Annotated in this window: 18 protein-coding genes and 1 tRNA gene; 9 read left to right on the forward strand and 10 right to left on the reverse strand. The window is 52.8% G+C overall.

The window, feature by feature from the left end; genetic code table 11:
* Positions 1 to 6 precede the first annotated feature (6 nt).
* On the reverse strand, positions 7 to 1,200 hold the full coding sequence (locus ACR3ZL_RS13510) for a carbohydrate kinase family protein (protein WP_486173553.1): 1,194 nt from the start codon (positions 1,198 to 1,200) through the stop codon (positions 7 to 9).
* 190 nt (positions 1,201 to 1,390) lie between these two features.
* Here ACR3ZL_RS13510 and ACR3ZL_RS13515 point away from each other — a divergent pair, with 190 nt between their 5' ends.
* Positions 1,391 to 4,225 carry an HAD family hydrolase gene (locus ACR3ZL_RS13515; protein ID WP_473652608.1) on the forward strand — a complete coding sequence of 945 codons (2,835 nt, stop codon included), beginning with the start codon at positions 1,391 to 1,393 and terminating at the stop codon, positions 4,223 to 4,225.
* 201 nt (positions 4,226 to 4,426) lie between these two features.
* Here the strand turns inward: ACR3ZL_RS13515 and ACR3ZL_RS13520 are convergent, their stop codons facing one another.
* The 4 genes from ACR3ZL_RS13520 to infC form a co-directional block, all read right to left on the reverse strand.
* Positions 4,427 to 4,957 carry an IS630 family transposase gene (locus tag ACR3ZL_RS13520; protein WP_486173585.1) on the reverse strand — a complete coding sequence of 177 codons (531 nt, stop codon included), beginning with the start codon at positions 4,955 to 4,957 and terminating at the stop codon, positions 4,427 to 4,429.
* A 630-nt stretch (positions 4,958 to 5,587) separates the two neighbouring features.
* On the reverse strand, positions 5,588 to 6,805 hold the full coding sequence (locus tag ACR3ZL_RS13525) for an FAD-dependent oxidoreductase (RefSeq protein WP_473652607.1): 1,218 nt from the start codon (positions 6,803 to 6,805) through the stop codon (positions 5,588 to 5,590).
* Positions 6,806 to 7,105: 300 nt separating this feature from the next.
* A complete protein-coding gene (locus ACR3ZL_RS13530; protein WP_473652606.1) occupies positions 7,106 to 7,498 on the reverse strand; it encodes a hypothetical protein in 393 nt (130 codons plus the stop codon).
* A gap of 220 nt (positions 7,499 to 7,718) precedes the next feature.
* On the reverse strand, positions 7,719 to 8,249 hold the full coding sequence (infC, locus tag ACR3ZL_RS13535; protein ID WP_473652605.1) for a translation initiation factor IF-3: 531 nt from the start codon (positions 8,247 to 8,249) through the stop codon (positions 7,719 to 7,721).
* A gap of 495 nt (positions 8,250 to 8,744) precedes the next feature.
* Between infC and ACR3ZL_RS13540 the strand changes: the two genes are divergently transcribed.
* The 6 genes from ACR3ZL_RS13540 (at position 8,745) to ACR3ZL_RS13565 (ending at position 14,447) form a co-directional block, all read left to right on the forward strand.
* Positions 8,745 to 8,818: transfer RNA gene (locus tag ACR3ZL_RS13540), tRNA-Val, on the forward strand.
* 115 nt (positions 8,819 to 8,933) lie between these two features.
* A complete protein-coding gene (locus ACR3ZL_RS13545) occupies positions 8,934 to 9,929 on the forward strand; it encodes a tyrosine-type recombinase/integrase (RefSeq protein WP_473652604.1) in 996 nt (331 codons plus the stop codon).
* Between the two features lie 151 nt (positions 9,930 to 10,080).
* The gene (locus tag ACR3ZL_RS13550; RefSeq protein WP_473652603.1) at positions 10,081 to 10,266 is read left to right on the forward strand and encodes a helix-turn-helix domain-containing protein; all 186 of its coding nucleotides are present in this window, start codon (positions 10,081 to 10,083) and stop codon (positions 10,264 to 10,266) included.
* A gap of 255 nt (positions 10,267 to 10,521) precedes the next feature.
* Positions 10,522 to 13,566, forward strand: a complete 3,045-nt coding sequence (locus tag ACR3ZL_RS13555; RefSeq protein ID WP_486173554.1) for an HsdM family class I SAM-dependent methyltransferase — start codon at positions 10,522 to 10,524, stop codon at positions 13,564 to 13,566.
* A gap of 129 nt (positions 13,567 to 13,695) precedes the next feature.
* On the forward strand, positions 13,696 to 14,235 hold the full coding sequence (locus ACR3ZL_RS13560; RefSeq protein ID WP_473652601.1) for a hypothetical protein: 540 nt from the start codon (positions 13,696 to 13,698) through the stop codon (positions 14,233 to 14,235).
* Between the two features lie 71 nt (positions 14,236 to 14,306).
* The gene (locus ACR3ZL_RS13565) at positions 14,307 to 14,447 is read left to right on the forward strand and encodes a DUF3800 domain-containing protein (protein ID WP_473652600.1); all 141 of its coding nucleotides are present in this window, start codon (positions 14,307 to 14,309) and stop codon (positions 14,445 to 14,447) included.
* On the opposite strand, the gene ACR3ZL_RS13570 is transcribed toward ACR3ZL_RS13565, so the two are convergent.
* The 5 genes from ACR3ZL_RS13570 to ACR3ZL_RS13590 all read right to left on the reverse strand — a co-directional run bounded on the left by ACR3ZL_RS13570 (position 14,401) and on the right by ACR3ZL_RS13590 (position 17,806).
* Positions 14,401 to 14,919 (reverse strand): GrpB family protein, encoded by a 519-nt coding sequence (locus tag ACR3ZL_RS13570; RefSeq protein ID WP_486173555.1) that lies wholly within the window; start codon positions 14,917 to 14,919, stop codon positions 14,401 to 14,403. The two genes, ACR3ZL_RS13565 and ACR3ZL_RS13570, sit on opposite strands and share 47 nt — an antisense overlap.
* Entirely contained in the window at positions 14,919 to 16,034 is a 1,116-nt protein-coding gene (locus ACR3ZL_RS13575; protein ID WP_473652599.1) for a hypothetical protein, read from the reverse strand. Before ACR3ZL_RS13575 ends, ACR3ZL_RS13570 begins: the two co-directional genes overlap by 1 nt.
* Positions 16,031 to 16,840 carry an aKG-HExxH-type peptide beta-hydroxylase gene (locus tag ACR3ZL_RS13580; RefSeq protein ID WP_473652598.1) on the reverse strand — a complete coding sequence of 270 codons (810 nt, stop codon included), beginning with the start codon at positions 16,838 to 16,840 and terminating at the stop codon, positions 16,031 to 16,033. The genes ACR3ZL_RS13575 and ACR3ZL_RS13580 overlap by 4 nt, the downstream gene beginning before the upstream one ends.
* A gap of 157 nt (positions 16,841 to 16,997) precedes the next feature.
* Positions 16,998 to 17,222, reverse strand: coding sequence for a hypothetical protein (locus ACR3ZL_RS13585; RefSeq protein ID WP_473652596.1), 225 nt, complete (start codon positions 17,220 to 17,222; stop codon positions 16,998 to 17,000).
* A 263-nt stretch (positions 17,223 to 17,485) separates the two neighbouring features.
* Positions 17,486 to 17,806 carry a hypothetical protein gene (locus tag ACR3ZL_RS13590; protein WP_473652595.1) on the reverse strand — a complete coding sequence of 107 codons (321 nt, stop codon included), beginning with the start codon at positions 17,804 to 17,806 and terminating at the stop codon, positions 17,486 to 17,488.
* A 446-nt stretch (positions 17,807 to 18,252) separates the two neighbouring features.
* Between ACR3ZL_RS13590 and gad the strand changes: the two genes are divergently transcribed.
* Positions 18,253 to 19,650 (forward strand): glutamate decarboxylase, encoded by a 1,398-nt coding sequence (gad, locus tag ACR3ZL_RS13595; RefSeq protein WP_473652594.1) that lies wholly within the window; start codon positions 18,253 to 18,255, stop codon positions 19,648 to 19,650.
* A gap of 24 nt (positions 19,651 to 19,674) precedes the next feature.
* Complete coding sequence (locus ACR3ZL_RS13600; RefSeq protein WP_486173556.1) at positions 19,675 to 20,634, forward strand: hypothetical protein; 960 nt, start codon at positions 19,675 to 19,677, stop codon at positions 20,632 to 20,634.
* Positions 20,635 to 20,993 lie beyond the last annotated feature (359 nt).

Here is a 20,993-nt window from a genome sequence, read left to right on the forward strand (position 1 = left end):
CGATATTTAGGAAGTACGTTTAGAAGGACTCATTGCCGAGGCCTTCGTGGAACTAGACGACAAGAAATAAAAGTCATGGTCCATGCAGGTTGCACCAGGCAATCCACACACGCGACTGGCGAACGCCACCGCGTCAGGCATCACATCAACCATGGGACGTTTCGTGGAAATCCCGTGGATTATCACGGCAGCGAACGCATCACCAGCGCCGACCGGATCGGTCATCTTTTCGGGCGTGGGCGATTTGACTCGCAAAGGTTTGGCGGTGTTGGGGCGGTACGCCATCGCACCATCCGCTCCCAACGTCACAAGCAATGTGTCCAGGGCAGCGACACTTGTCGCGTCGAGCGAGTCGCCTGCCGAAATGGATTGTTGGGCCGGTGTTTGTTCGTGATCTTTGTGACCGCTTCCATCCGCACCGCTGTCTTTAGCACCACGAACCTTGCCAGATAACTCGCTGAGTTCGTCTAGGTTCAACTTGATGAACGATGCATAGCGACGAAAAGAGTCCAGCGACTCTTGGTCGTAGTGCGGAGCTCTTAGGTTCACATCGAAGAACACCTTCGCGCCAATGGATTCGTCGATCAAGTCATCCCGCAGTTCTTGGATCGATTGTCGAGACCGCGCGTCACGAAGTGCCAGCGACCCGTGATAGAAAACAACCGGCATGCCTGCATCTTTTGCTTCCTGAGCCCGGCGAAGTATCACGTCGCGTAGCGTTTCTTTGGACCCGTTTTCGCTTTCCACCATCCGTCTTGAAGCCAACGGGATATTGTCCCAGGCCACATCGGAGACAATGTCATAGTGAGGCTCGCCGTCTTCCAGGGTTACCTGCACGGTACCCGTCGCGACGCCCGGTAACACAGCGATGCCCTCGGTCGACATGCCGAAGTCATTCATTCGCTGAAGGATCTCTTTCCCCAACTCGTCATCGCCAACTGCGCTGACGAACAATGGATTCAGCCCAAAGCCGGCGAGGTTCCAAGCAACGTTCAACGGAGCGCCGCCCAACGTGCATTGACTGTCAAAGCAATCCCAGAGCACTTCTCCGATGACAACGACCAAACCGCTCGCCGGCGACTCGGCTGTCTTCGCTTGGGAATCGGATTCGGTGCAATGGGTTGATTCGACGTTAGAATCTCGCGTTGGCTGAGGATGCTGCTGGGACGAACTAGGCGGCGTGGCGTCGGTGTTAGGCATCGTTGTTTGTTGTCCTTCCAATTTTCGAACTGGACGATGGATCGCTGATTGAATGAGTGCGTTCACACCAAAGCGTACCACGTCAGCACTGAACAATCGAAAAGATCAGTCATCATCCCGGTCAACACTTTGACTCGGACGCGATATAACCTAACCGTTTAACAGTCAAATTCCAGCCGACGCCCTACCTATGCCTGCTCTTGAAACGAAATCTTTTCAATCTCGCGTGCTCGCCACTGACCTCGACGGAACATTCATTCCGCTGGAGGGTGACACCGTCGCTCGGGAGGCACTTGCTGAGATCGCTGAGCAAATGGCAGGCCAAAATGGCCTGTCGGCAATCCCACTAGTTTTTGTAACCGGCCGACACCTCGAGTCGGTCTTCGATGCGATTGCTGACGACGGACTGCCCAAGCCCGGATGGATTCTGTGCGATGTTGGCACCAGCATTTATGAACGGAAACAGCCGTCTGGAACTGCACAAGACGCCACAAAGCCGAGCGATGTTTCCGGTGCAGATGCTTTGGCGGCGGAGTATCAAAGAGTGGCCGCTTATGACGAACAACTCGATCAGATCGTCGATGAAACGGACGTCGAAGCTCTGCGAACGAAAGTTGGAAATTTCGAACATTTTCAAATCCAGGAACCATTCAAACAGGGGCCTCATAAGCTCAGCTACTACGTGCCGGCCGAACAACTCGACGCGTGCCGCGATCATGTGCAGCAATATCTTGACAGTGAACAGCTGCCTTACAGCGTCATCGCGAGTGTCGATCCATTTAACAACGATGGCTTGATCGATCTGTTGCCCTTGGGGGTGTCAAAAGCCTTTGCGCTGGATTGGTGGTGTCGATCCGGAGGTTACGACCAACAAGAGGTTGTATTCTGCGGTGATTCAGGAAACGACACGGCAGCTTTGATCGCGGGCTATCGATCCGTCGTCGTCGGGAACGCAAAGCGGTCTTTGGCCAGCGAGATCCATGCCGCACATCAACGACATGGTTGGACCGACCGTCTGTTTCTGGCGTCCGCATCTAGCACGGGCGGCGTCTTGGAGGGCATGAAGTGGTTCGGGATGCAACCCAGCGTTGCCGAACCGAAGCACTGGGGCGCAATGCCGTTGGGCCACCAGCGGACTCGCTTTTCGTTGTATGCCCCCGCACATGATCATGTTTGCGTTGTGCTTAACCCCAGCGATCCCAATCTTCATCCACGAAGACTGGAAATGACTCGGGCCGAATGCGGCCAACACAACTTGATCGTGGACGATTGCCCGGTCGGAACGCGTTACTATTACGAGCTTGGTCAATTACCAACCAGTTCGGTCGGACATCCGCCAGCGGTGCTGCCTGATCCAGCGTCTAGGTTTCAGCCCGAGGGCGTCCATGGTCCATCCCAAGTAGTAAGCGACCGTTTCCCGTGGCAACATGACGACAACGTTTGCGTTAAGCGACGTGAAGAGTTGATCATCTATGAGTTGCATGTGGGGGCGTTTACCGATGAAGGAAACTACGTCGGCGCGATCGACCGACTCGATGAGCTGAAGCAACTCGGCGTCACTGCGATCGAGCTGATGCCGATTGCGGAATGTCCCGGTCGTTGGAACTGGGGATACGACGCGACGCATTGGTTTGCACCGATGCACCGATACGGATCGCCGGATGATCTGCGACGGTTCGTCGATGCGGCGCACGCCAGAGGAATCTTGGTGTTCGCTGATGTGGTCTACAACCACTTTGGACCGGAAGGCAACTACTGGTCTCAACTGGGTAAGTACCTATCCGATAAGCACCACACACCTTGGGGAGCTGCCCCCAATTTTGATGTCGGTGATGAGAGCACTTGGGTCCGGCGGTTTGTGATCGACAACGCGATCGAGTGGCTCGATTCGTTTCATCTGGATGGCTTGCGGGTGGACGCGATTCACTGCATGGCCGATGATTCGGAAGACCATATTACGCAACAATTCGGACGTGAGATCAACGCCTGGGCTGCGAAGGCGAACCGACGCGTTTGGCTGATCGCCGAATCGAACGTATACGACCAAGCAATGACGCAAAGTGTTGACCACGGTGGAACTGGCTTCGATGCCCAGTGGTGCGACGACTTCGCTCATTCCCTGTTTGCCGTGGTAAGGCCCGGTGAGCGGCTGACCGTGCGAACGTACGAACCGGGGACCGATTTCGCTCAAACGCTACGCCGTGGATTCATCTTCCAGGGCGACGTGCGTGGTTATCGTGGTCGTGAAGAAAGAGTCGAAGGATCTAGCGATGGTCTAAGCGATAGTGCGGCGGAGATCACGCGGGTGGACACGTCCGGAATGATCTATTGCATTCAAAACCACGACTTCATCGGCAATCATCCAACCGGCAAACGCTTTCACCAACTAACATCGTTGCCTGCCCAGGCGGCCGCCGCGGCGACGCTGATCCTGTCACCCGCGATCCCGATGCTATTCATGGGAGAAGAGTTTGCGTGCGAAAACCCGTTCGCTTTCTTTGTAGACTTCGGTGATAACGAGCTCCGGGAAGCTGTCGTGGCAGGACGCAAACGCGAATACCCGCAACACGACTGGTCCGACGGCGTTCTTCCGATCGACGAGCAAGCTTTTAAGTCCGCAAAGATTGGACCGGCAGACCAGGGGAACGCGTCGATGCGAGAGTGGTATCAACAACTCATCTCGCTGCGGAAGCAATCTGTCGCCATTGGCACGCTGCATAGCGATCGGGTGCAAGTGCGCACGAACACCGCCAGCGGAATCTATCTGATGCATTATCAAAACGAATCGCATTCACTCACGGTGTTAAGCAGACTCACTGCTGCTGGCCAGGCTGCTGACGCAATTCCATTTTCAAAGATTAGCGACTTGTTATTCGCCCAACCGTCAGGACTTGAGCAATCCATGGAAGCGGAACTTCAGAACACGCTCTCGGCGCACCCACTGTTGAACAGCCTTCAAGCAATAGGGCATTCATCATCGCAGACACAGATCGCTCCTAATCAGACGTTGATTTGGTCGAGCTAGACCGGATACTCCGGTGCAACACCATGCACCTGAGAAGCGGAGAATCAGTCCACGCGGCGGAATCGTACCCAACGGAATAACCCGCACGACCATGCGGGTGGTGGCTGTACGTTCATTTCGAATGTCGTCGTCGTGACTCATTTCAGCGAGTTTTGTATCGGATAAGCATCACATCCAATACCATCCGCCACTAGAACATTTTCAATTTTGATGTGCGTTGTACCCCGAGTTGAAAAAACAGTTTAGGCAGTCGTCCGGAGCAGCCGCTTCAATCGGTTTGCCAATAGCGTTGTAGAACTTTCGTTCGGTACGAACAGCAAGTCGGTGGAGATAAGCTCTGATATTGGAAAATATTTGGTCGATCGGATTGAGGTCCGGTGAGTTGGGCGGAAGGAAACGAACTTCAGCACCGGTTGCCTCAATCTTCGCAAGGACTGCCGGATTCTTGTGGCTTGAGAGATTGTCCATCACAAGGATATCCCCGGGGCGTAATGCAGGAACAAGTAACCAGTCAACGTAGGCTTCAAATGCCCATGAATTGGTTGGGCCGTTAGTAGTCATCGAAGCTCGGGTTCCGCGACAGTCGATCGCGTGAATGAGCGTTGTTGTTTCCAAGTGGCCATGAGGAACCACGTCTAATACGCGTTTATCGCTCGGTCCCCAACCGTAGCGATGTGTCATGTTCGTTTTAGCGTCGGTTTCGTCCAGAAACACAAGTCTTTCAATTTCCAGTCGGCGGTGGCTCCTCTTCTAAAGTTTCCGCTTTTGCTTGGCGTTGCTCCGCTCTGGCTTACTGGCATGAACCGCATTTTTTTAAAGCGTATGTCCGAGGCGATGGGCCTCGTTCCGGATGGTCGACAGGCAGCAAGTAACGCGGAGTTTCGCTCGAAGTTGTTCAATCGTCAAACTTGCATCGCCGCGAATCAGCTTGTCCAGACGCTTGCTTCGTTTTTCCGATAGAGACCGCTTTCGACCGACCTTGTGAGTCTCGGGCGTTTTGGAAAAGGATGTAGGCGGTGTCGCCAGACTCCGGTGCTCTGAATTCTGTCGAATCCAGCTACAAAGACCATTCACGTAACGACCCGAAAGTAGGCCGGATGAAGGAGGCTCTGCGACGCCCATCCGGCAGTCGCGTGAATGGCGGAACGTCGCTGCGTTTGGTCCGGCCTACGAACCACAAACTGAATTTTGGCGAACCCAGCTACCGGGATCGGGCACATCATATCTCAAACTGCTCTAGCGTGACCGCGAAGCCGTGTCCCACTGCGTTAGATGTGAGCGAATCGCTTGTGCAAGTCGGTTGGACAGTGCCGAATCAGCTTCACCGATCATGGGTTCAGCTAGTGCTTCGTCTCGCGACGATCAGCTTTCAGGCTGTAATCGGATTCGGAAGTCGAGATGCTTCGATGCCGACTTAGGTGAATCCGGTTGGTTCGCATTGGTCGTTGAATCGCCGTTATCGCTGCAGCCCGCGATGTGATCAGCAATCTTGCCAACATGTTGGTGGCAATTTTCAAGGAAAACTTGGTACCGGCTGCTCTGGGTTCCGCCGACCGCCGTGCCAGCAACATAAATCCCCTTGCGAGGGCTCTCCATAGTTGTCTCGTCAAAGGCAGGCTTGGGTGCGTCGCCCGTGGATAGGATTCCAAGTTGGCTAAACAACGTTTGGTCTTGTCGATATCCAATCAAACTCAAGACGTCGTCAACCGCGATCTCATCGACCGTCTCCTCGTTACCGTCCAGCGTGGTAGCCAACCTGACCGAGGTCTCGCTGATCGAGACCACTCGAGAGTCGAAGAACGCTTGGATCGATCCGCTGCGAATCAGCCCTTCGATCTCGGGGCGCAACCAATACTTGATCCCATCTTCAGGCAAGCTACTGCGGTGGTAGCAAAGGTTAACGTGTGCGCCGCCACGATGCAGACGAATCGCCGCTTCTACAGCGCTGTTTCGGCCGCCGATGATCAGCACTTTGCGACCGTGATACTGATGGACTTCTCGCAAGTATCCGTCCACGTGTGGTAATGATTCACCGGGGACGTTCAAACGATTGGGAAAGTCGGTACCTCCGGTAGCCAGCACGATCGAGTTCGTCGTCGTCCACTTCAAAGTCGCTGTGTCACCAGGTGCAGTGTGTTTCGCGTTCCCTGGTTCAGGATCCCCTTTGTTGTCCGACGCAGCGCCGCCCACGGGATCCGCGTTCGGATGATTGACTACCGTACCCACACGCCAACGGCCAAGCGTTTTGTGGTCGTCGATCGGCTCGATTTGAACAACACGTCGAAAGGTTTGGATGGGAACGTCGAATTGATCGACGACACTGCGTAGGTAATTTAGATACTCTTCGCGACTTGCTTTGGATTGATCGACGGTATGCAACGGAACGCCAGCGATGGCGATGCGATCGTTGCTGCTGAACCAGCGAGTTTGTGGCGCCCACCATGAAATCGTATGCCCGATTGCCCCTGATTCGATCACAGACACGCTCAAGCCACGTCGCCGTAATTCGATGGCGGTTTCGATTCCGATCGGCCCGCCGCCAATCACAAGAGTATCAAAATCGGGACCCGTTGAGTTCATGTGTTGAGCTTGATGAGATTGTTTAACAGGAACATCAACACGCACATTGGAGATAGTGGATGCGGCAACGGGGCCATTTTGCGAGTCAGCCGAAGCCGCAGGTCCAGGCTCATGCGTGATCGACGATGAAGCTTGAGAAGCATATGGCTAACACAGCAGGTTCAGCTTTTGCCGTCCTGCCGGTTAGCTCGCCCAGTCCGCTCGGAATCCGGGCAAAAAGACGCCGAAGCCGAAAACAGGCAGTCTGCCCGTCTTCAATTCACCTGGTTGGAAGCTGCCAAACCGACCGGCTATGCAATCTTAGTAACCGATGTAACCAACTGGAGCGACGCCATAGCCGATGTTGACGCTAACACCGCTGTAACCGTAGCCGCGATACCCGGAGTAATAAGGCGTGACGGCAACAGGAGCCACTGGCACCACGGGGCGATAAACACGGCGCGGTACGGGCGCGACGTAGGTGACCGCTGGCCGGTAGGCTCGCACTGGTGCGCGATAGGCAACAACGGGAGCTCGATAGCTGTAGGCCGGTCGTGGCACGTAAGCCGGACGATATGCTCGCGCGACTGGAGCTCGGTAGCCGTATCCATAACCATAGCCCCAAGCTGCGTCAGCTTTTTCAGGCATGGTAGCGGCTAAAGCCAAAGTCACTGCTCCAGCAATCAGCATCGATCGCAACTTGAAACCAAACATCGTATCCCCTCTCAGCGGGTACTTGGAGTCCGGATCGCATCAGCGACCGAACGGTTGAAACACTAAAAAACCGTGATGTCGGGAGACACCACGGTTATTGTAGCAATTGAGAGGATCAATCAAGGCGCCGGTTCATAAAACAGGCCGGCTTGAAGCGTTAGCAGTAGCTGACGGACCGGCGTTTATCCCAGCGGGTCAGGTTTATCCTAACGGAACACCTTTATCGAGGTGCGATCATGCAAATCATACGACGGCCGTGCTGTTGCGGCTTCGTTTCCAGCTTGCCATGTTCGCTCAGAATCTCGATCACCTGTTCCATGACCTTACGGCCTTCTTCGATGTGAGCCATTTCGCGGCCACGGAAGAGGACACTGACTTGGACCTTGTCTTTGTGCTCCAAGAATTTTTCGGCTTGGCGGATCTTGGTGCGAATGTCTTCGTCACCGGTCTTGGGCCGCAAACGAATTTCTTTCGTCTTCGTGTGAGAAGAACCACTGTTCTTCTTCTTGTTCTTGTCGTACTTGAACTTGCCGTAATCCATGATTCGACAAACCGGCGGGCGTTCGCCCGGGGCGACTTCGACTAGGTCGAGACCCGCATCTCGTGCTCGCTCGAGAGCTTGCTCAGTGGGAATGATTCCCAACTGTTCACCGGTTTCGCTCACAACGCGAATAGGTGTGATGCGAATTTGTTGGTTGATGCGTGTCGCATCGCGTGTTTCAGGTTGAACGTTACGTCGAGCCAAGGCCACGAAAGCAATCTTCTCCGGCCGAAGGGCGATTCGGCGCAAAATGTTTGAAAGAACTTTAGGATGCCAGCCGAAAAAACGGCATTGTCCCCTATCAGGATAGGTTGTTGTCACTGACCCAGCACAATGATTTCGCCTTTACGGCGGTATTCCACTGTTTGGATTCAGTGATGCGAACCCAACGGAGACGACAAAACGCTGGACGTTAGCCCGACCAATCGCAGTCAACCCCAATTTGCCTAAAGTATCCCGGCTAGTGGTGGGGGCCGTCAACAGCGATTCCTCAGAAATTAATGGTTTTCAGGATCGTAAGGGCGGCTTGACGAACTGCGATCGCCAACGCAAACTACGCAAACAAATCGGAAACGAGATTTATTGGAACCGCGAGACGATCGTGCCGATACTCTTCCGGTCAAGGCATTGGGTCAGTCAAACCAGTCCCATGCCACCCCGATTTCTGGCCCAACCAAGCCAGAACCCAGGACAAAAATCCTAATCGGGCGATTAGCTCAGTTGGTTAGAGCGCCACGTTGACATCGTGGAGGTCACAGATTCGAGTTCTGTATCGCCCATGGAAAAAGCCTGCGAAAGCGGGCTTTTTTCTTGCCTCGACGGTACTTCTCAGGCACTGCCAGCATATACTTCCCTTTATGCCTTCCCTTAACGAGGGCAATAGGGAGTGAATCTATGCCACGCGAGCCAAAGCCTTACTGGAAAAAGCAGCAGCAACGATGGGTCTGCACCATCGACGGCAGCCGAATCACACTCGGTGTAGAAAAGAAAGCTGCCTTCGAGAAGTTCCACAAACTGATGCTGAACCGCAAAGCGGTCTCGGCAGAAATCTCGACCGTTTACCAGCTGTCCCAGTCCTATTTGGATTGGTGCAAAGAGAACCGTAGCGTTGGCACCTACGACAATCAAAGGCGGTACCTCAAGGGCTTCGTCACCTCAATCGGTAAGACGCTGAAGATCTCCGCCTTGCGGAAGCACCACGTCCTGAATTGGTCGAAAGACGTCGGCACCACGACCAGCCAGAATGACGCGATCTCGATCGTTCAACGGATGTTCAATTGGGCAATCGAACACGAGTACCTGGATGCATCGCCGATCCCGAAAGTCGCCAAGCCAAAACGAAAGCGACGGGAGATCGTCTACACGCCGGAGCAATGGGCCGATATCAAATCACATGCCAATCCATCGCTAGCCGCCTTGATCGACTTCCTTTGGTCAACTGGATGTCGCCCTAAGGAGGGAAGGACGGTCGAAGCACGTCACATCCATGATGACCTGGTCATTTTCCCGCCGGACGAAAGTAAGGGCGAAACGGACTCAAGAGTTATTTTCCTGACGCCGGAAGTGAAGGCAATCATTGAGCCTCGCCTTGACCTGGAGGGACCGTTATTCAAAAACACCCGCGGCCTCCCTTGGACTAAAGACGCTCTCGTCCAAGCAATGCAAAGAATCAGCGATCAAGTCGGCTTTCGCTGCATCGCGTATGGAGCTCGCCACAGCTACGCCACAAACGCACTGATCCGTTCGGTCGACACCGTTTCCCTCTCGCACCTGATGGGCCATAGGTCGACGAGGATGGTCTCAAACTACGCTCACTTGTCGCAGAACATGGATCACCTGAGGGCTCAAGCCAGAAACGCAGCTGGCGGCACGCCGTTAGCCGAGAAATAGGCTCTCGAAGTTCAGTAGCAAGCTAAGGCTGAGACATCGAGTTGACCAGACGTCTCAAAACGCCAGCCAATAGTTGAATTGGGCATAGTGTTGAATCACAGTCAACATGCCGGTACGCTAAGCTACCTAACTCTCACCGCCGACTACTATCATGCCTGCATCATTCGGAAAACGACTACGTAAGGACCGCTTGGCGGCTGACTTGACGATTCGACAACTTGCTACGGCAGCTTCCATTGATTTTACCTACGTTTCAAAGATCGAAACCGGGGCGGCGAAGACTAGACTATCACTCGAATGTGGTTCGTTCTCTCGCGTCGTCGCTCGGCGCGGATGAAGTCGAGTACTTCCGGTTGAGCGGCCTGTTGCCAGCTCCGCTTGGTGACTTGCTTTCGTGCGATCAGTCACTCGAGTTTGTGCGCGCCGCAGCAGAACAAGACCTCGGCGCTGAAGACTGGAACGCTCTTCAACGGTTCTTAGCGAATCGACTCTCACGGAACACCCGTCTGTCATCAAAGAAGACTAGCAGCGACTCCGCAGCTTGATTCCGTTACCCCGCCGACCTACACCTCAATCAAAATCGAAAGCATCCGTGCCAACCAACCACGTCACGACCGAATACCGACGTGTCGTCGAGGAGTTGGGTTATGACTTGAGCAATCAAGTTGGGCTTGAAGGCGCGAGTGGGTTTTTCAGCGCCAGTGATATAGAGCGTGAAGCCAACCTCGTAGATCGGCGGTTCCGTTACGATGCCGTACTGAACGCAGACAAGCTTGGCGTGACGGGCATCTTTGAGCTCAATGGGGCACCCTGTATCTACTTTAAGAGTCTTGCCGCTGACCCGTCTCCTGACGAAGTGAGCGCGTGGCATCGGACTGCATGGAATCACGGCCTGGGACGAATGTTATGGATCGTGACGCCCGGTTCGATTCAAGTGCTAAACGCCTACAAGCCGCCGGAAGATGTGGTTGGTGAAGCGAAGCATCCCGCTGAACTGCTGCGAGTTGCAACAGACGATTTAGAGCGGCTTCGTGAATTCGAGCTTGACCGAATCAGCTTGGAAACTGGTCAGTTTTGGGACACCGCTCGCGGACGACGGATCAAGAAGTCGGAGCGTATCGACACCAAACTGGCGCAAGACCTCTCGAAAGCAGGCGAAATTCTTGTTGACCAGGGTTGTGACGCCTTGGCCGCGCATCGTTTGATGCTACGGACCATGTTCACCGCATATCTGGAGTCACGCGGAGTTCTTCCGCCATCTCTATTTGACGATATGGACGTGACGGAATTTTGCGACGTTTTGAAGAGCACCAAGAAAACAAAGCTGTTCTTCGAGCGGATGCGCGACACATTCAATGGCGACCTTTTCCCGCCGCCACCAAAAAACAAAGTTGATCGAGACACGTATACATTTGCAAAGAAACATTTGGATGTAGCTCGCCGAATTGTAGAGCGAGAGGACCTCAAGAGTCGCCAGCAGTCGTTCGATTTTTGGAGGTACGACTTTGAAGTCATTCCGATTGAGTTAATTAGTTCGATTTACGAGCGATTTATCTATGCGGATGATGAGGAACTGGCCAAGAAACGCGGTACGCATTACACACCAGTCAATCTGGTCGATTTGGTATTCTCCCAAGTATTCGACGACGCTTTGTTTGAGTCGAAACTCCCGACCAAACCGAAAGTCTTGGACTTGGCATGCGGATCGGGCGTGTTTCTTGTTGAAGCCTATCGTCGCCTTGTCGCGCGGCGAGTGACTGACGGGGAGAAGCTGAACCGGACCTTGGTCCGCGATGTTCTCGAAAACCAATTGTTCGGGGTCGACTTGGAAGAGACGGCGATTGAGATAGCGGCCTTCTCGCTCTGCCTGACGGCTTTTGAGTTGGACCCGTCGCCATCCTCTGTGAATCAACTTCGGTTTCGTCGTAGTTTGAAAGGCCGCAACCTGTTTGCTGCGGACGCATTTGAAGACGGAACATTTGCCGAGAGCACAGAATTCAAGAGCAAACAATTCTCGATCGTGGTCGGCAATCCGCCATGGAACAGGCCGCTGGGAGCGCGTTCGACACGGCAGCAAAGCCTGCGTTCTCACATTGACTATTGCGCGAGCCAAGAACCGCCAATCGAATTGCCGTTCCGTTCACCTGTCGATCAGGCGTTCGTTTGGCGAGGCAGTGATTTTGCAAAGAAAAATGCGCGCTTCGGTATGATTATCGACGGGAAGAATTTTTTCAGCCAGGAAGAGCAGTCGTTGCTGGCTCAGAGGAATCTCTATCGCGCTTTCGCGACAAGGGAGATAATCAATCTCGCAGCGCTTCACAACAAGGGACTATTTCCTACAGCAGAGCAACCAGCGGTCGTGCTCGTCGCTGAGAACGCAACACCTGCATCCTCCAACACAATGCTATTTGTGTCGGCGGAACGCAGCGAGACATTCCGGCAGCACGGCGTGATTGAATTGAATTCAGAGCGCGCCCATCGGCTTCCGATGAAAAAGCTTGCGGAATGTTCGCACCTCTTGAAGATCGCGTCGTTTGGAACTGCTCGTGACTTGGCGATCGTTACAGGACTGGAATCTGAGTTTGGAACGCTTTCAGAGTATCTTGAAGAGCTCAGCACCGGAATGAAGCAAGGTTTCATTCTTGGAACGCAGTCTCGGCGATTTCCGCCTTCGGTCCAACGCATGTCAATGCTTGAGAATCGTGTGTTAGATCGATGGGTGCAACGCACAGTTGGACTTCCGAAGATGGAACACACTCACGCTCAGTGGCCTCGATCGGAAGACATCTATCGAGCTCCGGTTTGTCTTTTGAAACAGAGTCTTCAGGAAAATCGTTTGGTCGCGTCAGTCTCCAATAACAATTTGTGCTACTCCCGCACATATTTTGGCATACCGTTAGTCGACATGGCTGAGTTCCATGCGAAAACCATCACTGCCTACATAAATTCTTCACTGGCTGCTTATTGCTACTTTCTGACCTCAACGCGATTTGGGATCGATAAGCAAATCGTCGAACAAAACGACTTTTCTCGTTTACCGTTTCGGGGGCCAAGAAAACGCAGTGACTGTGAAAGTCTAATCCGTGAATTCGATCGTCGTGTGAAGACTGGAGACACCAAGGGATTCGATTCGCTTGACGAAGCCGTATTTGACTACTTCGAGATTGACGATTGGGACCGCGAGTACATCACAGATGTAGTTAAGTTCGACCTGGACTTCGCACGCAGTGGAGCGAAGTCGGATGCGGTTTTGCCGGCAAGCGATGAAATCATGCTGCAATACGCGGAGTCACTGTGCGAGGCGATTCGCGCGAACCTAGTCGATTCCGATGTAGTTGCCAATGTGGAAGTGGTAGCCGAATTAAAGGACGTTCGAGCGGTTGTCATCAAGTTTGACGGCCAAAGGAACCGCAGAGTCAAAATTTTGCGTGAGGGTTCATTCGTCGATGGACGTCGACTGGCCAATTTGTTGCACGCGCCAATTTCATCGAGTGTTCAAAGTCGACGTTCGTTGCTGATGTTCGATGATGAACAGTGCGTGGTGGTCAAGCATGCCCAGCGTCGGTTCTGGTCGCGTGCCCGCGCGCAGGATGACGCGGACAGCATTTTTGATCGACTGTTGCAGCCAGTGGGGTAGGAATCGGTGCGTACAAGTTCATTTGGGATTCCGAATCCACAGCTACAACTGAGAGTGCAGCGAGGCCACATGCGGTCGGCTCTTCGGATTCTTCATACGGCATGGCCCAGAGCCGTCCGTGATTCGCGCGTGACAGTCACGGCACACGAAGACGACATCACGAATGTACTCCGCCGGGAAATGGTGGACGTTAAAAAGTCGTTGAAACCGCAGCCTCGATTCCGTATTGAACGTGAATCCCAGTCCGACATCGTCGACGACGGTACGCCGCTCGGACTAATCGACATCCAGATCGGCTACAAGTTCGATGAAATCTTGTATCTCGCAATCGAATGCAAACGCATTAGTAGTACGGACAAAAATGCGCTGGCCCGAAAGTACGTGCGGGATGGTGTGAACCGCTTCGTCACTGGCAAATACAGCGCCGGGCACGCCTTAGGCGGCATGGTCGGCTACGTTATCTGCGGCGACCGCGATCAATGCATCGATAGAGTAGAAAAACAACTAGAAAAGGAATCTGCTTCAACAACTGGTTATGATTCCGATTTTGGATTCAACGATGTGGACAATACCTGGGTTCCGGGCGAAACCCTGTACGAATCAAATCATACGCAAAACGGGTCTGCTCACCGTATTTGCTTGGTCCATTCGTTCTTGTTGCTGTTGTGAACCAGTTTGTCAGTAGCTGTGTCGAAGGTCTCAGCTCAATTTCCGACACACTTCAAGAAAAATCGAACACGATGACAAAAACTGTATTTTGCGACGAGTCTGGCTTCGACGGGAATAACCTTTGGCACCCCGATCAACCTCACTTCGTGTACTCAGCCGTCGACATCACCGAAAACGATGCTGCTGACTTGGTAAAGGAGGCTCATTGCTAACGATATTCAAGACGTTACAAATGAACAGCGATTTTGCGTGCCTATACAGTTGCATCGATTTACCATCCCAATCTCGCTTCAGCTGATTATATTCTTCTAGCAACTTGGGCTGCGTGCGAAGGGCATGGGCGAATGCATGGAATGTATCATGCGGGCCACCCTTTACTGTCAATTGAATCGCGACGTCCCACACTAACGACGCTCGAAAACCCTGGTAAATATCGGAACTCATCTGACCGACGTCCCGATCGAAAACACTACCGACTGATTCTTTTGCTGATCCGAAGTCACTCTTCGCTACCAAAACGACAATATCAATGTCCTGCTTTCCGATTGCGCCGGGCACTACAGTGCTCCCGACCTCGGATACTTCTGCTAGAGGGAGTAACTTAAGAAGCAATCGGAACACGCGTTCTCGTTCCCTTCTCATCACGTCAGCTTCCTCAAGTCGAATTCTAAAGACGTCTTCCATTACATATCGGCTGTATTATGGCTCGTCTGATTGGCGGGATAAGTTGCGGGATATCCATATTGCTGAAAAACACCACGAATCCTTGCCCCCTGCTCGCGACTTGAGAACTCAAGAATATATTCCATCGCGTCGTCGAACTCATGCATCGTGTCAAAAACAGAGTTTGCGATCATATCAGCACTTTTTGAATTGAATGAAGCGCCGAGCACAGCTAGGCACTTCCGTCCTTCAAATGAAAAAGGCCTGCTGTTCTTGAGATGTTTGCAAATCTCCATTGCCCGATGCACACTAACTGCTCGAACAATCTCCTCGCCAACATGTCGAGAAGACTCAGCGTATTCAAGTAACAAATGCCTATGCTGATGAGCGAAAATGATGTCGGACATTTTCACCAACGCAAACAACGCCTCATCCGCCCTTGCGTCCGCCAGGAATCGTCGAATCGCGCGTTCAAAGGAATGTGTCTCCGTACGCGCCAAGAGTCTTAGTGCTTTCACTTTTTTGCGGAACGTCGCGTTCGCAATGTTGTAGCTAGCGGCAATTCCTGGAGGAAAATAGTTCCACTGCTCACCAATATTGTGCTGTGGATGGGTTCGAATCAGAACGCTAACTGTTGGGGAGTCAAGGTGGCAAACATTGTGAGCCGCGCATCTACCTGGAACAACGACACTTCGCTCACCTTCTCGCCATGTTTCAGCATGTGCAACTTCAAGTTCACCAATTTGGAGTCCCTCGAACTCAAATTTCTTTTCTAGCTGGTAACCAACATTTAGTGATCGCCCGCGAGCTTGAAACTGCACTGCAGCAAAATCATGGTCGTGAATGTTAATGTCGCTTTCATACCAATTCAACACCTCAACCCAAAAACGACCATTGTCAAACAATTTGAGATACAGATCTGAGAATGAAGAAAGTTGCTGCTGTTTAGATACCGTTGGTTCACGTAGAAGCGAGAGCGCAAACTCTAAATCACCGATCTCGGTGAAAGATATATCCTCCGTTTTATCCCAGACGATATCGACGAAAGACTCGAGCGAGTTATCCTTGGCTGCCCATTTTTTCTCGATTTCAGTGCAGACAGCGTTTAGCTGCTGCAGCCACTCTTTTGGATTCATAACGCGATTGACCGTTGGCATTTGCTGCACATATCACGGCATCGAACCAATATGTTTTTAAGGTGGGGCGTTATTAAGCTATCTATGTTTTCCAGGCCTTCTACGCTGTCGATGGATGCAACGGTATCGTGAACCAGCTCGTCGGTTGCAGGATGTATCGCGGTCTCTGCATGAACATGCAGGAAAGAATTTCTCGCTGCCAAAATTTCAGAGGCGACAACTATGCTGTGAATGACTTTATCTAGGGGGCGGCTTTTCTTTAAAATAGCAGAAAGAGCGAAATTTTCTTTTCTGACAATACTGTCGTAGTTGAATTGTGGATGGCTGAGCTCATCAATGAAGAGCAGGTGATGGGCCAGCTCATGCACAAACATCTCCATCAAATCAACCGGGGCTATTTCATCGGACACCGTCAGCCAAATTGAGCCAATTGCTGCACTTGACGAGCCACCATGCGAGCCTCTAATGCCCGGGGCAGGTTTGCTTGGTCTCACAAAGACAGAGTGAACAACTAGCCCGAATACAAAGCAAAAATCTTCATCAAGCGATAGCAAGTGATTTAGTGCATCTCTTGCAATAGACACTTTTTCATCACGTTTACCAATCGAATATGCGTCACCTAGAACGTCCGCTTGATTTAGATCGTTTAGTGCGCCTTCCTTGAATGCTGAACTAAGCAAAGACTCCGCACTGTCATCATCGACGAACACATCGCCGATCGCGTCGTCTTGAATTGGCAAGCCTTGCCGATCTCGCAAAAACTCAAAATAGCCACTACGAAGACCTATCACGTCATCAAACTTCATGCTGGGATTGTGTGCTCTAACGATCCTGCAAAGATTCGTAACAGCTTGATCCCGACCAAACAACGTAAGCACTAGAAACTCCTGACTAGTTCGTAATCAAAGTCGTCGCAACGTAACGTAAATTAATCCGGGCTTATCGCCGGATACGGGGCATCGGCTAGTCAAATGCGACCATGTTCATCTGAACGTTAAGGACTGATTCTTCAGAGAATCGCACCTCAATAGCTGCCTCGGTATCCTTGATCTCTTGATCCGTTACGGTGCCAATGAGCGACTTAATATCCGCGCCATGGGATCTGAACACCTTTCGAATGGCGGCAACACTCTTTTCAATCTCTTTCTTCTCCGCATCGCTCAATTCGACCGGTCGTTTTTCGCTCATCTTAAAGCTCCTTTAGAAACGCTTCTTGGCGATAAATGAATTACCATCAATTCATTCTTCTGGCCGGGCATTAGAGTGGTTCGGAAACCCCCTGTCAAGTTTCGTGTGCCTTGCCTGCTGGACGCGGCGATTTCGAATAGCGATGGAGCCCAGGCTCGATAGTTAGTCTTCCCTTTTTCCTTCCCTTTTCAGCACAAAAACAGGGCGATCTGAGGCGAAAGGTGGAAAGCATGGAATCATAAAACACCGCGATTTACGGTGTTTCATGGATCCGTGATGCTGCAAAGCCGCGTTGACATCGTGGAGGTCACAGATTCGAGTTCTGTATCGCCCATCACTGAAAACCCCGTAAAGCCTAGCGTTTTGCGGGGTTTTTTCGTGTCCGTGCGGTTGCCAGCGTCGTCGTCGGTTTGGTCCGAAAGCGACTCAGAAGGGCTTGATTTGCTGTCCTGGACTGAATTTGGTGCAAGCAGTGGTGCAATCATTCGCAGGGCGACTTCGGTGTCCGTTTCCTGTGCTTTGCCAGTGTCGATTGCTATCTCTGCCGTTTCGCTTTCGGGTAGTACTGCTGCGAGCGTTCGCATATGCCTACTTCACCTATACCCATCTCTCATGCCGCCGCAGCCTCAGAGCCGATTGGGAGCAACCTGTCTGCGTTGACGCCCGATTTTGTTGGCAGCAACCCTGAGAAATGCCACGCAATTCAAATTGGAAATGCGCACACGCAGTCTCGGAATCACCAACACGATCTCCTGAAACCCAGCTGGTACTCAAAAACGCCGGCATCAAAGAATGCATGCTGGAAGATTCCTGCATGGCTGTTTAGGAAATATCAAAGGCGACGGGGTAGTCGCAAAGTGTGAACTCGAAAAGGATCCCTTTTCGCACCATTCCCTTTTCTTCGCCGGGTGGCGGAGAAGGTAGGATCTGCGCAGCGCGTAGTGGTCAGCTATAACCTCCGTTCACGTCGCGAGATCGATGCGTTTGACGCATCGACGCGATCGCTCCAACCACCACCGAAGGGAATCACATGCCTTTGCACAGCAAAGATGACATCCGTCATTTCATCGACGACGAAGTCTACGCATCGTCGGATTTGTCAACTTCGATGCCAAAGTTCAAATTCCCGCAACAAGAACATGCTGCGCAACACGTCTACTCGGCCGTTCGAGACGAGTTGATGCTCGACGGTAACTCCCGTCAAAATCTAGCAACGTTCTGTCAGACGTTTGCGGAACCGGAAGTCCGGCAGTTGATGGACGACTGCATGGACAAAAACATGGTCGACAAGGACGAGTATCCCCAGACGGCCGAGATTGAAGCTCGTTGCGTCCACATGCTGGCGGATCTGTGGAACTCGCCCGAGTCAGCCAACACGATCGGTTGCTCCACGACGGGTTCGAGCGAAGCCGCGATGTTGGGCGGGATGGCGATGAAACGGTCCTGGGAGAAACGCCGGAAAGAGGCGGGCAAGCCGATCGATCGCCCCAATCTGGTGACAGGTCCCGTCCAAGTCTGCTGGCATAAGTTCGCTCGCTACTGGGATATCGAACTTCGCGAAATCCCGATGGAGAACGATCGTCTGATCATGACACCAGAAGAACTGATCAAGCGTTGCGATGAGAATACGATTGGCGTGGTGCCGACACTGGGCGTCACATTCACGTGCCAGTACGAACCCGTTCAAGCAGTCTCAGAAGCACTGGACCAGTTCGAAACAGAAACGGGCATCGACATTCGCATCCACGTCGACGCCGCCAGCGGCGGATTCCTGGCGCCATTTTGTGCACCAGACTTGGTATGGGACTTTCGACTCCCACGAGTCAAATCGATCAACACCTCCGGTCACAAATTCGGTTTGTCACCGCTAGGGGTCGGGTGGGTGATCTGGCGAGAAGAATCGGACTTGCCCGAAGAGGAGATCTTTTGGGTCAACTACTTGGGTGGAAACATGCGTGACATCGCCCTCAACTTCTCTCGCCCCGGTGGCCAAGTGGTTTGCCAATACTACAACTTTTTGCGGCTCGGACATGAAGGCTATCGACGCACTCATACCGCTTGCTACGACACGGCGAAATACTTGGCGGGCGAGATCGCGAAACTGGGGCCTTTTGAGGTCATCTACGACGGCGACATGGCCTGCGGAATCCCAGCGATGTGCTGGAAAATGAAAGACGGAGTCCAGCCCGGTTTCACTCTGTACGATTTCGCTGACCGATTGCGAACGCGAGGATGGCAGGTTCCTGCCTACGCTCTTCCCGCGAATCGCGGGGACCTTGTCATCCAGCGGATTTTGGTTCGGCACGGAGTCAGTCGCGATTTAAGTTCGATCTTGATCGACGACATGAAACGCGCCATTGAACATTTCAAGAAGCATCCCGTGGACAATCCAATGACGTCGGAAGAAGCCTCTGGATTCAAGCATTGATATCGGTCAACGGAAAATTCGTTCATGGTCGCGCGACTGCGGAATCACGACCATGCCCAAATGACGACAAGCTCGAAACTTGTCTCCCGATTTTTGGATGAGTCAATGCGTCTGACCAACAACGAACCAATCGGCCAACCTCCCGAAAACATTTCTCGACCGATTGCCGCGACGGGAGCCTGGCCGTTCGTCTCCTATCGCGAGAGTCTCATTCATGGCAGACGACACGTTTGGGATTCCCGCCGGCATCGAAAGGAACTGAGTCCGTCCGATTTCACGTGCGCCCGAGGAATGCTCTCGGCGCTCTCAATGAACACGTGGATTGGACTCATTTTCGCGGTCGGGGCGTCCTGCTTCGTGCTTGCCAGTTGTGTCAGTTTGTTTCCGTGGTTGGTGAAAGGCACCTGGCTCGAACAGCATCTCAACACGATCTACTTTTTGGGTTCGATCCCGTTCACAACCGCCGCTTGGTTGCAATTGTTCCAGGCAGCCAACGCCAGCTCCAACCTTCACTCCCGCGAAACGGATCAGGATGTCTGGATTGGTTGGTACCCAAGCGAAATCGGATGGCTGAGTTGCGCGTTGCAATTTGGTGGCACGCTACTGTTCAACATCAACACCTTCGACGCAATGTCTTCTTCGCTGAGTTGGATGCAGCAGGACTTGGTCGTTTGGGTTCCCGACTTGGTGGGTTCGATTCTATTCTTGGCGTCGGGATACTTGGCATTCGCTGAAACATGCCATGCCCACTGGGGCTTTCATCCACGCAGCCTCGCGTGGTGGATCGCGTTGGTCAATCTGATTGGCTGCATCGGTTTTATAATTTCGGCCTTGTTCGCATTCGTCACACCGGGCCCCGCCAATCCGCTAGCGATCACCGTCTCAATCGCTTGGACCCTGCTGGGGGCGCTGTGCTTCTTGATTGGGGCTTTGCTGATGCCTTTTGAGGCTCCCACATTGAGTAAAGACAATATGTCGTCGTGAGCGAATGAGAAATTATAAGTAGGCGGGGGCAAAAGCGAAGCTTAGAAGTGAATCACTTCACTTTTTGCTCGCACGGCGGGAAACCACCAATCCGGCTACACCGAGGCTCACCTCCGCGCGGACACCGTCCCTGCCGAAGCGTTCCTGCCGTCGGTCCTGATCGTGTTCTACCGCGGGACTCATGCAACTCCAGCACCTACTCGAACGTTGGCCTCACCCAACCGCCACCGGCGAGCAAACTTCTGCGATCCTGACTTCGAGCTTTGCCATAATCATACGAGCCGTTTGGGCGTTGTCCCTGGTTGTGTGTAAGGACTCATCTGCCCGAAAACTTCTACCGATCCGCTGAAGGACTGAGA

The sequence above is a fragment of the Rhodopirellula sp. J20-39 genome (assembly GCF_057365095.1).

Excerpts from the sequence above, each read along its gene's own strand:
- ACR3ZL_RS13570 (WP_486173555.1), bottom strand. The coding sequence starts at position 14,919 with ATGGAAGACGTCTTTAGAATTCGACTTGAGGAAGCTGACGTGATGAGA.
- ACR3ZL_RS13510 (WP_486173553.1), bottom strand. The coding sequence starts at position 1,200 with ATGCCTAACACCGACGCCACGCCGCCTAGTTCGTCCCAGCAGCATCCT.
- ACR3ZL_RS13545 (WP_473652604.1), top strand. The coding sequence starts at position 8,934 with ATGCCACGCGAGCCAAAGCCTTACTGGAAAAAGCAGCAGCAACGATGG.
- ACR3ZL_RS13590 (WP_473652595.1), bottom strand. The coding sequence starts at position 17,806 with ATGCGAACGCTCGCAGCAGTACTACCCGAAAGCGAAACGGCAGAGATA.
- ACR3ZL_RS13585 (WP_473652596.1), bottom strand. The coding sequence starts at position 17,222 with ATGAGCGAAAAACGACCGGTCGAATTGAGCGATGCGGAGAAGAAAGAG.
- ACR3ZL_RS13565 (WP_473652600.1), top strand. The coding sequence starts at position 14,307 with ATGACAAAAACTGTATTTTGCGACGAGTCTGGCTTCGACGGGAATAAC.
- ACR3ZL_RS13550 (WP_473652603.1), top strand. The coding sequence starts at position 10,081 with ATGCCTGCATCATTCGGAAAACGACTACGTAAGGACCGCTTGGCGGCT.
- ACR3ZL_RS13575 (WP_473652599.1), bottom strand. The coding sequence starts at position 16,034 with ATGAATCCAAAAGAGTGGCTGCAGCAGCTAAACGCTGTCTGCACTGAA.
- ACR3ZL_RS13530 (WP_473652606.1), bottom strand. The coding sequence starts at position 7,498 with ATGTTTGGTTTCAAGTTGCGATCGATGCTGATTGCTGGAGCAGTGACT.
- gad (WP_473652594.1), top strand. The coding sequence starts at position 18,253 with ATGCCTTTGCACAGCAAAGATGACATCCGTCATTTCATCGACGACGAA.
- ACR3ZL_RS13600 (WP_486173556.1), top strand. The coding sequence starts at position 19,675 with ATGGTCGCGCGACTGCGGAATCACGACCATGCCCAAATGACGACAAGC.
- ACR3ZL_RS13515 (WP_473652608.1), top strand. The coding sequence starts at position 1,391 with ATGCCTGCTCTTGAAACGAAATCTTTTCAATCTCGCGTGCTCGCCACT.
- ACR3ZL_RS13580 (WP_473652598.1), bottom strand. The coding sequence starts at position 16,840 with ATGAAGTTTGATGACGTGATAGGTCTTCGTAGTGGCTATTTTGAGTTT.
- ACR3ZL_RS13525 (WP_473652607.1), bottom strand. The coding sequence starts at position 6,805 with ATGAACTCAACGGGTCCCGATTTTGATACTCTTGTGATTGGCGGCGGG.